The 14,208-nt window shown below is 75.9% G+C and carries 12 protein-coding genes and 1 pseudogene; 6 read left to right on the top strand and 7 right to left on the bottom strand.

The window, feature by feature from the left end; all coding sequences use genetic code 11:
• Position 1: 1 nt before the first annotated feature.
• Genes cydC through ACI79Q_RS06225 form a run of 3 tightly spaced genes read right to left on the bottom strand, consistent with a single transcriptional unit; the run spans position 2 to position 6,050 of the window.
• Positions 2–3,385, bottom strand: coding sequence for a thiol reductant ABC exporter subunit CydC (gene cydC, locus ACI79Q_RS06235; RefSeq protein ID WP_456614392.1), 3,384 nt, complete (start codon positions 3,383–3,385; stop codon positions 2–4).
• Complete coding sequence (cydB, locus tag ACI79Q_RS06230) at positions 3,382–4,425, bottom strand: cytochrome d ubiquinol oxidase subunit II (RefSeq protein WP_456596377.1); 1,044 nt, start codon at positions 4,423–4,425, stop codon at positions 3,382–3,384. The genes cydC and cydB overlap by 4 nt, the downstream gene beginning before the upstream one ends.
• 35 nt (positions 4,426–4,460) lie before the next feature.
• On the bottom strand, positions 4,461–6,050 hold the full coding sequence (locus ACI79Q_RS06225; protein ID WP_456598574.1) for a cytochrome ubiquinol oxidase subunit I: 1,590 nt from the start codon (positions 6,048–6,050) through the stop codon (positions 4,461–4,463).
• A 121-nt stretch (positions 6,051–6,171) separates the two neighbouring features.
• Between ACI79Q_RS06225 and ACI79Q_RS06220 the strand changes: the two genes are divergently transcribed.
• Positions 6,172–6,534, top strand: coding sequence for a BlaI/MecI/CopY family transcriptional regulator (locus ACI79Q_RS06220; protein WP_456591002.1), 363 nt, complete (start codon positions 6,172–6,174; stop codon positions 6,532–6,534).
• Positions 6,535–6,552: 18 nt separating this feature from the next.
• Positions 6,553–7,479, top strand: coding sequence for a M56 family metallopeptidase (locus ACI79Q_RS06215; protein ID WP_456591001.1), 927 nt, complete (start codon positions 6,553–6,555; stop codon positions 7,477–7,479).
• Positions 7,480–7,492: 13 nt separating this feature from the next.
• Here the strand turns inward: ACI79Q_RS06215 and ACI79Q_RS06210 are convergent.
• Positions 7,493–7,799 (bottom strand): annotated as a pseudogene (locus ACI79Q_RS06210) (FadR/GntR family transcriptional regulator).
• Between ACI79Q_RS06210 and ACI79Q_RS06205 the strand changes: the two are divergent.
• The 4 genes from ACI79Q_RS06205 to ACI79Q_RS06190 all read left to right on the top strand — a co-directional run bounded on the left by ACI79Q_RS06205 (position 7,734) and on the right by ACI79Q_RS06190 (position 10,486).
• Positions 7,734–7,928, top strand: coding sequence for a hypothetical protein (locus ACI79Q_RS06205; RefSeq protein WP_456598775.1), 195 nt, complete (start codon positions 7,734–7,736; stop codon positions 7,926–7,928). The pseudogene ACI79Q_RS06210 and the gene ACI79Q_RS06205 overlap by 66 nt on opposite strands.
• Positions 7,925–8,197, top strand: a complete 273-nt coding sequence (locus ACI79Q_RS06200; protein WP_456614391.1) for an amidohydrolase family protein — start codon at positions 7,925–7,927, stop codon at positions 8,195–8,197. Before ACI79Q_RS06205 ends, ACI79Q_RS06200 begins: the two co-directional genes overlap by 4 nt.
• Positions 8,198–8,250: 53 nt before the next feature.
• A complete protein-coding gene (locus ACI79Q_RS06195; RefSeq protein ID WP_456614390.1) occupies positions 8,251–9,813 on the top strand; it encodes an acyl--CoA ligase family protein in 1,563 nt (520 codons plus the stop codon).
• A gap of 214 nt (positions 9,814–10,027) precedes the next feature.
• Positions 10,028–10,486 (top strand): zinc-binding dehydrogenase, encoded by a 459-nt coding sequence (locus ACI79Q_RS06190; protein ID WP_456613380.1) that lies wholly within the window; start codon positions 10,028–10,030, stop codon positions 10,484–10,486.
• Here the strand turns inward: ACI79Q_RS06190 and ACI79Q_RS06185 are convergent.
• The 3 genes from ACI79Q_RS06185 to ACI79Q_RS06175 form a co-directional block, all read right to left on the bottom strand.
• Positions 10,472–10,879 (bottom strand): hypothetical protein, encoded by a 408-nt coding sequence (locus ACI79Q_RS06185; protein ID WP_456613381.1) that lies wholly within the window; start codon positions 10,877–10,879, stop codon positions 10,472–10,474. The two genes, ACI79Q_RS06190 and ACI79Q_RS06185, sit on opposite strands and share 15 nt — an antisense overlap.
• A gap of 97 nt (positions 10,880–10,976) precedes the next feature.
• Positions 10,977–13,298: a heavy metal translocating P-type ATPase gene (locus ACI79Q_RS06180; RefSeq protein WP_456598569.1), complete on the bottom strand. Its 2,322-nt coding sequence runs from the start codon at positions 13,296–13,298 to the stop codon at positions 10,977–10,979.
• Entirely contained in the window at positions 13,295–14,203 is a 909-nt protein-coding gene (locus tag ACI79Q_RS06175) for a hypothetical protein (protein WP_456614389.1), read from the bottom strand. Before ACI79Q_RS06175 ends, ACI79Q_RS06180 begins: the two co-directional genes overlap by 4 nt.
• Positions 14,204–14,208: the final 5 nt, after the last annotated feature.

Here is a 14,208-nt window from a genome sequence, read left to right as displayed (position 1 = left end):
CTCAGGCGGGCGTGCGGGTCGCCGTCTCGCCGAGCCGGACGACGGTGTCGCCGGCGCTCTCCAGCTCGTCGTGCGTCACGCAGACGACCACCCGCCCGGCCAGTGCCGCCCGCAGGTCGCGCACCAGCGCCGCGGCGGTCGGGGCGTCGAGGTGCGCGGTCGGCTCGTCGAGCAGCACGACGTCCCGGTCCGCCAGCAGCGCCCGTGCGGCGGCCAGCCGTCTGCGCTCGCCGCCGGACAGCGCCGTGCCTCCGGCCCCGACCGGGGTGTCCAGGCCGTCGGGGAGCGTGGCGAGCAGCCCGCTCAGCCCGGTGGCGGTCAGGGCGGCCAGCATGCGTGCCTCCCCGGCCGGGCCGGCGAGCTCCCCGCGTGGGGCGGCCAGCGCGAGGTTGGCCCGGATGGTGGAGGCGAACACGTGCGCCTCCTGCGGCAGCCAGGCCATGCGGTTGCGCAGGGCCTCGCCGGTCAGCCGCTCGGTGGGCACGCCGTCGACCAGGTAGTCCCCGGCGCGGGGGCGCAGCGCCGCCATGAGCACGGCCAGGAACGTCGACTTGCCGCTGCCCGACGGCCCGCGCACGACCAGCCAGCCCGCGCCGGCCTCGGCCTCGGCGTCGACGCCGTGCAGCACGTCGGCCCGGCCGGGCCAGCCGGCGACGAGGCCCTCGGTGCGCAGGGACGAGATGCCGGCCGGCGCGGGCACCGGGTCGGCGGGGTCGGCGGCGACCGGGGCGGTGAGGACGGCGTCGAGGCGGGCCCGCGCGTCGGCGAGCGCGCCGCGCCGCTGCAGGGCGGCGACCAGACCGGACAGCGGCTCGGCGAGGGCCAGGGGAGCCAGCGCGAGCGCCGCCAGCGCGGGGCCGGAGAGGCCGCCCGCCCAGGCCGCGGCGGTGCCGAGCACCGCGGCGAGGCCCGTGCCCAGCACCACCAGGCCGTTGCCGAGCGCGGCGGCCCGGTCGCGGGTGCCGGCGTGGGCTGCCTGTCGGGCGGCCGACGCCCCGAGCTCCGCCGCGGCCCGGGCGGCCAGCCCGTGCGCCCGCAGGTCGGGCAGCCCCTCGAGCACCGTGCTCGTCTCGCGCAGCGCCGCGACCCGCAGGGCGCTCTCCGCGCGGGCGGCGCCGGCGTCGAGGCCGCGGTGGGCGAGCAGGACGGCGCCCACCGTGGCGGCCAGCACGGCGGCGACCACGACCGCGGCGGCCGGGTGGATCAGCGCGAGCACCGCGACGGTGACCGCGGGCACGACCGCGGCGACCAGCAGCGGCGGGCGGACCCGTACGGTGAGGTCCTGGACCACGCCGACGTCAGCCACCACGCGGGCCAGGGCCGATCCCGGCGTGCGGTCGGCGGCCAGGCCCTGCGCGGCGAGCGCCCGCCAGACCCGCACCCGCAGGTCGGTGGCCTGCCGTAGCGCGGCGTCGTGCGCGGTCATGCGTTCCAGCCAGCGCAGCAGGGCCCGGGCGAGACCGAAGAAGCGGACGCCGGCGGTGAGCACCAGCAGCGTGAGCACCGGCGGCATCTCCGCCGCCCGCACGATCAGCCAGCCCGAGGTCGCGGTGAGCGCGACCCCCGCGCCGGAGGAGAGGGCGCCGGCGAGCACCGCGCGCCGCAGGGCGCCCGCGGTCGGTGCGGTCGAGGCGGTCGGGGCAGCCGGCGACGGCCCGGGCAGCGCGGTGCTCACGGTGCCCGACCGCGCGCCGGGCGCCGGGGTGGCAGCGGCGCCGGCAGGCCGGACGACGGCTGGTGCGGTGGGGGAGGGCACGGGCAGGTCGACGGCGCGGTCGGCGAGCGAGGCGAGCACCGGGTCGTGGGTGACCAGCACGATCGTCACCGTGCCGCGCAGCGACGCGAGCACGGCCGCGACCAGCCCGCGGGCGTCGTCGTCCAGGTGGGCCGTCGGCTCGTCGAGCAGCAGCAGCCGGGCGCCGCGGCGGACCCGTACGAGGGCCCGGGCCAGCGCCGCCCGCTGCAGCTCGCCGGGGGAGAGCGACTCCGGCGCCCGCCCGGCCAGCCCGTCGGCCTCGACGCGGCGCAGCGCCTCGATGACGTACGCCTCGCCGACGATCTCGTCGACCCCCGGCTCGGCGCCCGCGTGCCGGCGCAGCTCGTCGGCGACGGTGGCCCCGGTGGTGCGCGGGAACTGCGGCACGACCGCGACGGGGCTCCCACCCGTCACCGCGCCCGTGACGCGGGCGGCCGGGTCGGTCAGGCCGGCGAGCGCGGCCAGCAGCGTGGACTTGCCCGATCCGCTCGGGCCGCGGAGAACGATCAGCTCACCGGGGCGGACGGCGAGGTCGGTGGGCGGCAGGGCGGGGACGGCCCGGCCGGGGTAGGCGACGGTCAGGCCCGCGACCAGCACGTCGGCGCCCCGCGGGTCGTCGTCCCCGGGGGCCGGAGCGACGGGAGCACCGGCGGGCGCGGCCAGCACCGCGCGCGCCTCGGCGGCGGCCAGGGCGGCGTCCTCCGCGGCGTGGTGGGCCGCGCCGAGCGCCCGCAGCGGGGCGAAGGCCTCGGGGGCGAGCAGCAGCGCGGTCAGCCCCAGCACGAGGGCCAGGTGCCCCTCGACCAGCCGGACGCCCACGGTCACCGCCACGAGCGCGACCGACAGGGTGGCGATCAGCTCGAGCACGAGCGCCGAGAGGAAGGCGATCCGCAGCGTGGCCAGCGTCCGGGTGCGGTGGGCCTCACCCAGCGCGGCGAGCGCCGCCGTCTGCTCGGCGGCCCGGCCCAGCCCGACCAGCACGGGCAGGCCGCGCACCAGCTCGGCGACGTGCGCGGCGATGCGGTCCAGGGCCCGCGCGGAGTCGGCGGTCGCCGCCTGCGTGTGCCTGCCGACCAGCACCATGAACAGCGGCACCAGCGGGAGGGTGACCGCCACCAGCACCGCCGAGAGCAGGTCGGTCCACGCCAGGACCAGCAGCAGCGCCGGCGGGACGACGACGGTCTGCGCCAGCGCCGGCAGGTAGGTGGCCAGCGCCGGCCCGAGGTCGTGCAGCCGGGTGGTGGCGAGCACGGCCGCCGGTGCGGGGCCGCCGCCGGCGGCCAGGGCAGCCGGGGACGATGCGAGCCGGTCGAGCAGCTCGCGGCGCAGCAGGTCCTCGGCCCGGCGTGCGTCCCGGGCGGCCAGCACCTCGCCGAGGCTGCCGGCGAGCGCCCGCACCGCGGCACCTGCGGCGGCGAGCGCCAGGGGCACGACGGGGGAGCCGTCGGCGAGCCCCGCGCCCCGGGCGACGGCGTGCGCGAGGCCGGCGGCCAGCAGGACCAGGCCACCGGTCTGGACGAGGGCGGCGAGCGCGGCCCGGACCAGCGCCGCGCGCAGATCGGGAACGCCGGCCAGCGCCCTGAGGGGTCCCCGGGCGCGCGCCGGCGCCCCGGCCGCAGGACCGCTCACGCCGGGACCTCACCCGGGGCCGGGGCCCGGCCCGCGCCGGGCGCGTCCTCGTGCTGGGGCTCGGCGGTCAGCCGCCGGCGGAAGACCCAGTAGGTCCAGGCCTGGTAGCAGAGCACGACCGGGAGGCCGACCGCCGCGGCCCAGGTCATCACGGTGAGCGTGTAGTCGCTGACCGACGCCTCGGCGATGGTCAGGTCGAAGGCGACGTCGAGGGTCGAGGGCAGGACCACCGGGTACGCGGCCCCGAAGATCGTCGCCGCGGCGGCGACGAGGAATACCGCCCACGCGGTGAACGCCGCGCCCTCGCGGTCGAGCTTCATCCGCGTCCAGGCCAGGACGACGGCCGCGCCGGCGACCGCCCACAGCGCGGCGGTGATGGTCGTGCCGTACCGCAGGTGCACCAGGCCGGCCCACGCCAGCAGGGGCAGCGCGGCGACCGGGGCCCAGCGGAGGGCGAACGCCCGCGCCCGCAGCCGGACGTCGCCGTCGACCTTGAGCGCCAGGAACAGCGCGCCGTGCACCAGGGAGAAGGCGAGCACCGCGACCGCGCCCAGCAGTGCCGGCCAGCCGAGGCCGGAGAGGACGCCGCCCACCCGGTTGCCGTCGCCGTCGATCGGCATCCCCAGCGTGGTGGCGCCGAGGGCGGCGCCGATGCCGAGGGAGGCGATCAGCGAGCCGGCGGTGATCACGTGCGTCCAGCTGGTGTCCCAGCGCGCGTCGTGCGACTGGTGCCGCCACTCGAAGGCCACCGCCCGCACGATCAGCCCCAGCAGCACGAGCACGAAGGGCAGGTAGAGCGCCGGCAGCCAGGTGGCGTACCAGCCGGGGAAGGCGGCGAACACCGCGCCGACCGCGGTGATGAGCCACACCTCGTTCCCGTCCCAGAGCGGGCCGATGCTGCGCAGCATCAGGTGCCGGTCGGCGGGCTTGCGGCCCAGCACGGGCAGGAGGGCGGCGACGCCGAAGTCGAAGCCCTCCAGGAGCAGGAAGCCGATCCAGAGCACGGCGACGGCGGCGAACCACAGGGTCTGCAGGTCCATGACAGTGTCCTCGGGTCTACGAGCGGGTGCGGGCGTCAGTAGGCGAACTGGAGGACGTCGTCGTCGGGGCGGCGGTCGCGGCCGTCGCCCCCGACGCCGCCGGCGTCGCCGTCCGGTCCCTCGCGGCGGTCGTCGTCCTTCCCGGTGCCGATGGGGGGCGTGGCGCTGGTGTCGCCCGCGGTGACGCCGGCCCGGATGAAGCGGGTCAGCAGGCCGACCTCGATGACGGCCAGCACCCCGTAGACGAGGGTCAGCGCGGTCAGCGACGTCCAGACCTCGCCCGCGGTGACGCCGGGTGAGACCGCCTGGGCGGTGAAGAACCAGATCTGCTCGTCGACCGGCACGTCCGGGTTGGGGACGACGACGAACGGCTGACGGCCCATCTCGGTGAACACCCAGCCCGCGGCGTTGGCCGCGAACGGAGCCCCCACCGCGGCCAGCGCGCCGTACACGCCGATCCGGGAGGTGGGCACCCGGCCGCGCCGGGTCGCCCAGAGGGCGTAGGCCGCGACCCCCGCCGAGACGGCACCCATGCCGATCATCAGCCGGAAGCTCCAGTAGGTGACCGCGAGCAGCGGCTGGTAGTCCACCGGCTCCCCGGCCAGCGAGCCGAAGCGCGACGGGTCGTCGGGGTAGGTGGCGCCGTAGACCTCGGCGTACCGCTCCTGGAGGTCGTTGACGCCGGGGACCTCGCTGGTGAAGTCGTTGTGCGCGAGGAAGGACAGCAGGCCCGGGACGGTGATCGAGTGGACGTCGTCGCACTCGTTGGAGCCGAGCTTGCTCCAGGCGAAGACCGAGAAGGAGGCAGGCGCCTCGGTCTCGCACAGCGCCTCCGCCGAGCTCATCTTCAGCGGCTGCTGCTGGTACATCAGCTTGGCCTGCCAGTCACCGGTGAGGGCGACCAGGACGAAGGCCACCAGCGACACCCAGCCGCCGATCCGGACCGACCGCCGCCACACCGCGTGGTCGATCTCGTCGGCCGGGCGCCCGGCCAGCTTCCGCCGGCGCAGGTGCCACAACCCGACGCCGACCAGCAGCGCGCCGGCGACCATGAGGGCGGCCACGATGGTGTGCGTGAAAGCGGCGAGCGCGGTGTTGTTGGTCAGCACGGCGAGGAAGTCGACCTGCACCGGGCGGCCGGTGGCGTCGTCGGCGACCACCCCGACCGGGTGCTGCATCCAGGAGTTGGCGGCGATGATGAAGTAGGCGCTGACGGTCGAGCCGATGACCGCCGCCCACAGGGCGGCCAGGTGCACCTTCTTCGGGATCCGGCCCCAGCCGAAGATCCACAGCCCCAGGAAGGTCGACTCGAGGAAGAAGGCCAGCAGGGCCTCCAGCGCCAGCAGCGAGCCGAACACGTCGCCGACGAAGCGGGAGTACTCGCTCCACGCCAACCCGAACTGGAACTCCTGCACGAGCCCGGTCGCGACCCCGAGCACGAAGTTGATCAGGAAGATCTTGCCCCAGAACCGGGTCATCCGGAGCCACTCGGGCTTGTCGGTGCGCACCCACATGGTGTGCATGACGGCGACCGCGAGCCCCAGCCCGATGGTCAGCGGGACCATCAGGAAGTGGTAGACGGTCGTGATCCCGAACTGCCAGCGCGCCACGTCCAGGACGTCCACGGCACCTGTCCCCTCGTCGTCGAGGCCGACGTACTATCGACACGTTCTTTCTACGCTTCGTAGAAGAGATTTTCTACGACACGTAGAAGAGTGCGGTGTGATCCGCCGGACAGGAGGACCGATGGCTTCACTGGGAGAGCTCGAGCGCGCCGTCATGGAGCGGCTGTGGGCCGCCGACGGCCCGGTGGCCGCGACCCGCTTGCGGGACGAGCTGGCCGATCGCGGTGTCGCGCTGACCACGGTGCACACCGTGCTGACCCGGCTGGAGCAGAAGGGGTTCGTCGTCCACGACGCCGCCCGGCCCCGCCGGTTCTCCGCCCGGGCCAGCCGGGAGGACCACGCGGCCCAGGTGATGCGCGAGGTGCTGGGGCAGGCCGCCGACCGGCAGGCCGTGCTCGCCCGGTTCGTGGGCGGCGTGGACGAGGAGGAGGCGCGCCTGCTGCGCGAGCTGCTGGCGGGGCCGCCCTCCCGCGACACCGCCTGACCGTTCGCGTCCCTCGTCGTGCTCCCCGCCACCGCGGCCGCCCTCGCGGCGCTCGCCGCCCTCCTGGCCTGGCCGGTGCCGGCGCTGCTGGCCCGGTCCCGCTGGCCCTCGCGCGACCCGCTCGTCGCGCTGCTGTGCTGGCAGGCGATCGGGCTGGCCGGCGGCCTGTCGATCATCGGCGCGCTGCTGGTGCACGGGCTCGCGCCGTGGGGGCACTCGCTGCCCGAGGCGGGGTGGGCGGTGCTGACCGGGCACTCCGCCGTCGACCCGGTCCGGGGCGACCACTGGGTGACGCTGACCCTCGCCGGCGTGCTGGCCTTCGAGCTGGTCGGGGTGCTGGTGCTCTCCTGGGTGCGGATCGCCCGCACCCGGCGCCGGCACCGCGCGCTGCTGGAGCTGGTGGTGCAGCCGGCGCCGCAGCCCGATGCCCGGCTGCTGGAGCACCCGGCCCCCGTGGCGTTCTGCATCCCCGGGGCCCGGCCGCTGCTGGTGCTCTCCTCCGGCATGGTCGCCGAGCTGGACGACGAGCAGCTCGCCGCCGTCGTGGCGCACGAGCGGGCGCACCTGGGTGAGCACCACCACCTGCTGCTGCTGCCGTTCGTGGCGTGGAAGGCGGCGCTGCCGGTGCTGCCGGCGGCCGAGCGTGCCTACGGCGCGGTCCGGGAGCTGGTGGAGATGCGGGCCGACGACGTGGCGCTGAGGTCGCTGCGCGGTGCCGCTCCCCGGCGCACGCTCGCCGAGGCGATCGTCGCGGCCGCGGGTGGCTCCGGCGGGGTGCCGAGCGGAGCCCTCGCGGTGGCCGGGGCGGGGGTGCGGGCCCGGGTGGTGCGGCTGCTCGAGCCGGCCGACCCGCTCCCGCCCGCGGCCCGCGTAACGGCCCTCGCCGCCGCCGTCCTGCTGCTGCTCCTGCCGACGGCGCTGCTGCTGGTGCCCGCGGTGGGCTGAGCGGGGCCGGGCCTCAGCGCTGCTGGTAGGCCAGCAGGTGCTCGTGCAGATAGGTGAGGTGCTCGATCACCGCTTCCTCTGCGGCCGCGGGATCCTGCTCGGCGAGCGCGCGCACGATCCGCTGGTGCTGGCGCACCGTCGTCCGGCCCACCTCGGGGGGAGAGGTCGAGGTAGTGCACCGGCTCGGTCTCGAAGTGCAGTGCGCTGACGAAGGAGGCCAGGACGCGGTTGCCGGAGGCGCGGGCGATGGCCCCGTGGAACTGCTCGTCCAGTGCGGGGACCCGCGGCTCCTCGACGGAGATGGACTTCTGCAGGGCCACGATGTCCCGGAGCTCCTGCAGGTCCTCCTCGCCGAGGACCAGGTCTGGGTGACGCTCTCCGGGCTGGAGCGGCTGCTGCCGGCCGGCGTGGAGGCCGAGGCCGGCGGCGCCGCGTTCGCCGAGGCGTGAAAACGGCACGACGAGGCGATCGCCGCCCGGTCCGCGCCCTCCTCGAGGTGCGGCCGCAGAACCTGCTGTGGGGCACCGACTGGCCGCACGTGAACCTGCAGCTGCCCCGCCCCGACGCCGCGGGGTTGCGCGAGCGACTGGACCGCTGGGTGCCCGACCCCGCCGTCCGGCACGCCGTCCTGGTGGACAGCCCCGCCCGCCGGTACGGGTTCGGCCCCGTCGGCGCGCCGTCCCGCGAGCCGGTCGGCTCAGGACCGGGCAGGGTGTGACCCAGGGCTCAGCACGGCCCGCTCCCCACCGACTGACCCGTCAGGAGACCCGGATGGCCTCGTTCACGTTCAGCCAGCTCAGCCCGACGGCGTACCTCGAGCGGTCGGCGCGGGTGTTCCCCGAGCGCACCGCGATCATCGACGGGGACCGCCGGTTCACCTACCGGGAGTTCGCCGACCGCTCCCGCCGGCTGGCCGGTGGGTTGGCCGCGCGCAGCATCGCGCCGGGCGACCGCGTCGCGGCGCTGTGCGCCAACAGCGCCACGATGCTCGAGCTGCACAACGGGATCCCGTGGGCGGGCGCGGTGATCGTGCCGCTGAACAGCCGGCTCTCCCCGGCCGAGCTCGGGTACGTCCTGGAGCACTCCGGGGCGTCCCTGCTGGTCGCCGATCCGCAGTTCGCCGCGACCGCGACCGAGGTGGCGGCGAACGCCGGCATCCCCCTGGTCCTGGCCGGGGACCGCGACAGCGAGTACGAGCAGCTGCTGGCCGGCGGCGAGCCCCTGGCGATGCCGTGCTCGGACGAGACCGGGCTGCTCGCCCTGAACTACACCTCCGGCACCACGGGACGGCCGAAGGGCGTGATGTACGCCCACCGCGGGGCCTACCTCCAGGCGCTGGCGATGGCGATGCACACCGGGCTCGGCTCCTCCAGCCAGTACCTGTGGACGCTGCCGATGTTCCACTGCAACGGGTGGTGCTTCCCGTGGGCCGTCTCGGCCGCCGGCGCCACGCACGTCTGCCTGCCCAAGGTCGAGCCCACCCGCATCTGGCAGCTGCTGCGCACCGAGGGCATCACGCACTTCAGCGCGGCGCCCACCGTGCTGACGATGATCCTCAACGCCGACGAGGCGGCCGAGGGGCCGGTGGACCCCCGGGTGGAGGTGCAGACCGGCGGGGCACCCCCGACGCCGACCCTGCTGGCGCGCATGTCGGCGCTCAACATGGAGGTCACCCACCTCTGCGGGCTCACCGAGACCTACGGCCCGCTGGCGCTCAACCAGTGGCACCCGGAGTGGGACGACCTGGACGCCGAGCAGCAGGCCGAGCTCAAGGCGCGGCAGGGCGTGGGGAACGTGGTCGCCGATCCGCTGCGCGTCGTGGACGACAGCGGTGCCGACGTGCCGCGCGACGCGACGACGGTCGGGGAGATCATCGCCCGTGGCAACGACGTGATGCTCGGCTACTACCGCGACGACGAGGCGACCGCGGCGGTCACCCTCGCCGACGCGGACGGTCAGCGGGGCTGGTTCCGCACCGGTGACCTCGCGGTCGTCCACCCGGACGGCTACGTGGAGATCCGGGACCGCAGCAAGGACATCATCATCTCCGGGGGCGAGAACATCTCCTCGGTGGAGATCGAGCGGGCGCTCGACGCGCACCCGGCCGTCGTCGAGTCGGCCGTGGTCGCCGAACCGCACGAGAAGTGGGGCGAGGTGCCGGTCGCGTACGTGACGCTGCGGGCCGGCGCCGAGGTCACCGACCAGGAGCTGGCCGACCTCGTCCGGTCCCGGCTGGCCGCGTTCAAGACGCCGAAGCGGTTCGTCCGCGGAGAGCTCCCCAAGACCTCCACCGGCAAGGTGCAGAAGAACCTGCTGCGCGAGCAGCGCAGCTGACCCCCCCGCCTGCAGCCCCCTCCGCAGCACGGACGCCCATCCACGACGCACGTACGGGAGCGACCATGGCGATCGCCACGATCAACCCGGCCCCCGGGGAGACGGGCGTTCCTCGTGCACGGCGGCTCCAGCGGGGTCGGGACGATGGCGATCCAGCTGGCCGCCCGGGCCGGGCGCGGGCGGCCACCACGGCCGGGAGTGCGGCCAAGCTCCAGTGTGCCGGGAGCTGGGCGCCGACATCCTGGTGAACTACCGCGAGCAGGACTTCGTCGCCGAGGTCCGGGAGGCCACGGACGGGCACGGTGCCGACGTCGTGCTGGACAACATGGGTGCGGCCTACCTCGGGCGCAACGTCGACGTCCTGGCTCCCGGCGGGCAGCTGGTGACCATCGGGATGCAGGGCGGGACCCGGGGCGGGCTGGACTTCGGCGTCCTGATGCGGAAGCGGGGGAAGGTGCGCACCACCACGTTGCGCGGCCGGCCGGCCACCGGGCCGGGCAGCAAGGCCGAGGTGGTGGCCGCCGTGCTCGCCGAGGTGTGGCCCGACGTCGAGGCAGGGGTCATCCGGCCGGTGGTGGACCGTCGCCTGCCGATGAGCCAGGCGGCGGACGCGCACGTGCTCCTGGAGGCCAGCAGCCACGTGGGCAAGGTGCTGCTGCTAGCGGGGTCCTGACCCGGCGAGCAAGCGGTCGGCCAGCGCCGAGCCCGCCGCGAACCCGCCGCTGACCAGCGCGGCCCGGCGGTAGCGGGGGAGCGCCAGCACCGGCAGCATGCTCGCCGCGTGCAGCCCGTCCACCGCGGCGGACAGGCGCAACGCGGCGGGTTCCGGTGAGACGAGCACCGCGAGGTGCTGGGCGACCAGCCGCGCGCCGAGCACCCGGGCCACCCACAGCCGGCGGCGCGGGTAGTGCGGCGCCAGCCGACCGGTGAGCGTGGCCGGGCGCGTGACCAGGGTCAGCCCGGCGGCCAGGCCGACGCCGGACAGGACGCGGGCGGCCGATCGCCGGCCGTGGTCGAGGGTGGTACTCAGCGGAACGCCTCCGAGGGGGAACAGGTATCCGGGCACGTCCGACTCTGCCCAGTCCAACTGGGCAGAGTCCGACTGCGCGCAGGGGTACCCCGGCCGGTCCGGTGCACGCCCCGGAGTCGGCCGCTCCCGTCGGTCAGCTGCGGTCCGCCGGCTCGGCCGGAGCGGCCGCCGGGCGGCCGGAGGGCACCGCGAGGGTCGCGTCCCGGTTCTCCGGCAGCGGCGCGAACGAGCGCAGCCGCAGGCTGTTGGAGACGACAAAGACCGAGCTGAACGCCATGGCGGCGCCGGCGATCATCGGGTTGAGCAGCCCGGCGGCGGCCAGCGGCAGGGCGGCGACGTTGTAGGCGAACGCCCAGAACAGGTTGCCCTTGATGGTGGCCAGCGTCCGCCGGGCCAGCCGGATGGCGTCCGCCGCGACCCGCAGGTCACCTCGCACCAGGGTCAGGTCGCTCGCCTGGATCGCCACGTCGGTGCCGGTCCCCATCGCCAGGCCGAGGTCGGCCTGCGCCAGGGCGGGGGCGTCGTTCACGCCGTCCCCGACCATTGCGACCGTCCGGCCCTCGTCCTGCAGCCGCCGGACCACGTCGACCTTGTCCTGCGGGAGCACCTCGGCGACGACCTCGTCGATGCCCACCTGGGCGGCGACGGCCCGCGCGGCCTGCTCGTTGTCACCGGTGAGCAGGATCGGCGTCAGCCCCAGCGCGCGCAGCTGCGCGATCGCGGCGGGGGAGGTGTCCTTGACCGCGTCGGCGACCACGAGCACGCCGCGCGCCGCGCCGTCCCAGCCGACCGCGATCGCGGTGCGGCCGGCGCCCTCCGCCTCGGTGACGGCCCGCTCGAGGTCGGCGGGCAGCGGCATGGCCCAGTCGGCCAGCAGGCGCCGGCGGCCGACGACCACCGCGGAACCCTCGACCACCCCCTGGACGCCCAGCCCCTCGACGTTGGCGAACTCGGCCACCGACGGGAGGGAGCCGGTGCGCTCGGTCGCGCCCCGGGCGACGGCCTGTGCGATGGGGTGCTCCGACGCCGCCTCCAGGGCGCCGGCCAGCCGCAGCACGCGGTCGGCGTCCTCGCCGGCGGCCGGGACGACGTCGAGCAGGGTCATGCGGCCGGTGGTGACGGTGCCGGTCTTGTCCAGGACCACGGTGTCGACCCGGCGGGTGGACTCCAGCACCTCGGGCCCCTTGATCAGGATGCCCAGCTGCGCGCCGCGGCCGGTGCCCACCATGAGGGCGGTGGGGGTGGCCAGGCCGAGCGCGCAGGGGCAGGCGATGATCAGCACGGCGACCGCGGCGGTGAAGGCGGCGGGCAGCCCCGCGCCGGTGCCGATCCAGAAGCCGAGCGTCCCGGCGGTGATCACCAGCACGACCGGGACGAAGACGCCCGAGATGCGGTCGGCCAGGCGCTGCACCTCCGCCTTGCCGTTCTGCGCCTCCTCCACCAGCCGGGCCATCTGGGCCAGCTGCGTCTCGCTCCCCACGCGGGTGGCCCGCACGACGAGCCGGCCCCCGGCGTTGACGGTGCCGCCGGTGACGGTGTCGCCCGGGCGCACCTCCACGGGCACCGACTCGCCGGTCAGCATCGAGGCGTCGACAGCGGAGGACCCCTCGGTGACCTCGCCGTCGGCGGCGATCTTCTCGCCGGGGCGGACGACGAACAGGTCATCGCGGCCGAGCTCGGCGACGGGGATGCGCCGCTCGGTGCCGCCGCGCAGCACCGAGACCTCCTTGGCGCCGAGTTCGAGGAGCGCCCGCAGGGCCGCCCCGGCTCGGCGCTTCGACCGCGCCTCGAACCAGCGCCCGGCGAGGATGAACGTCGTCACCCCGGCCGCGGCCTCGAGGTAGATGTTGGCGCCGCCGTCGGTGCGGGCGATGGTCAGCTCGAACGGGTGCGTCATCCCCGGCACGCCGGCAGTGCCCCAGAAGAGCGCGTACAGCGACCAGCCGAAGGCCGCCAGGGTGCCCAGGGAGACCAGCGTGTCCATGGTCGCCGCGCCGTGGCGCAGGTTGGTCCAAGCCGCGCGGTGGAACGGCAGGCCGCCCCAGACGACGACCGGCGCGGCCAGGGTCAGCGACAGCCACTGCCAGTACTCGAACTGCAGCGCCGGCACCATCGCGAGCAGGACCACCGGCACGCTGAGCAGCGCCGACACGGCGAGCCGGGTGCCGAGCGCGCGCGCCGGCCCGTCGGCCTGGTCGTCCTCGGCGGGCGCCTCCGGTCGCGGGGGCTCCGGGAGCCGCGCGGTGTAGCCGGTCTTCTCCACCGTGGCGATGAGGTCGTCGGTGCTGACGCCGCCGGCGTAGCTGACCTTCGCCTTCTCGGTGGCGTAGTTGACCGTGGCGGTGACGCCGTCCAGCTTGTTCAGCTTCTTCTCGACGCGTGCCGCACACGAGGCGCAGGTCATCCCGCCGATGAGCAGTTCGACGTCGGTGGTGCTGCCGGGGGCGGCGGTCATGGGTGCTCCTCGTGCTCCTGCGCGGGCACCGTGAACGCGGCCGTGTGCACGGCGTCGCCGTGCCGGAAGTCCAGGAACAGCCGGTAGGTACCCGCCGACGGGGCGGTGGTGACGAACGAGACGTGCGGTCCGGGCGCGGGCCGGCTGCCACCGGCGGGCTCGGCGGGGTGCACGTGCAGGTAGGCGAGGTCGCCGTCCCGCAGGGCGACCAGGTGCCCGTAGGCGCCGAGGTAGGGCTGGAGGTCGGTGACCGGCACGCCGTCCCGGCTGACGCTCAGGGTCAGCTCCGTCTCCTCCCCGGGAACGAGGTCGCCGGTCAGGACGACGGTGTAGCCGTCGACCTCCGCGACCGCCGACGGTGCGGGCAGGGGAGTGGGCTCGTAGGTGCCGGGCACGGCGAGGTCCGCGCCCAGGACGCGGTTCTCGCCGTCGGCGGCGGCGGTGAAGTCGGCGAACAGCCGCCAGCTGCCCGGTTCCAGGGCCAGGGGTGCCCGCCAGACGCCGTCGTCCCCGAGGTCGGGGTGCACGTGTTGGTAGCCGGTCAGGTCGCGGCGCAACGCGACGAGGTGCAGGTCGACGTCGTGGTCGGTCTCGTAGGCGGTCACCGGGGAGCCGTCGGGACCCCGGACGGTGAAGGCGACCGGGGTCGCCGGGCCGGCCGGAGCGGTGCCGTCGGCCAGGGCGAGGGTAAAGCCGTCCTGGGTCACCTGGAGCCCGCCCGGTCCGTCCGCCGGTGCAGGGGCGGCGTCGTGGTCGCCGTGGCCGGTGCCGGGCTCGGCGTGCCCGGCACCGGCGGTGTCCGCGGCCGGCCCCACGGGGCCGAGGGCCGCGCCCACGCCGACCGCCGCGCCGAAGACGGCGACCAGGCCGACGGCGAACGCGGCGATCCTCGCGGGAGTGTTCATGGCAC

This window comes from Blastococcus sp. SYSU DS0828, assembly GCF_054050975.1.
Note: the sequence above shows the minus strand (reverse complement) of the source record. Positions and strands in the feature narration are given on the sequence as shown.

Excerpts from the sequence above, each read along its gene's own strand:
- ACI79Q_RS06175 (WP_456614389.1), bottom strand. The coding sequence starts at position 14,203 with ATGAACACTCCCGCGAGGATCGCCGCGTTCGCCGTCGGCCTGGTCGCC.
- ACI79Q_RS06195 (WP_456614390.1), top strand. The coding sequence starts at position 8,251 with ATGGCCTCGTTCACGTTCAGCCAGCTCAGCCCGACGGCGTACCTCGAG.
- ACI79Q_RS06220 (WP_456591002.1), top strand. The coding sequence starts at position 6,172 with ATGGCTTCACTGGGAGAGCTCGAGCGCGCCGTCATGGAGCGGCTGTGG.
- cydB (WP_456596377.1), bottom strand. The coding sequence starts at position 4,425 with ATGGACCTGCAGACCCTGTGGTTCGCCGCCGTCGCCGTGCTCTGGATC.
- ACI79Q_RS06180 (WP_456598569.1), bottom strand. The coding sequence starts at position 13,298 with ATGACCGCCGCCCCCGGCAGCACCACCGACGTCGAACTGCTCATCGGC.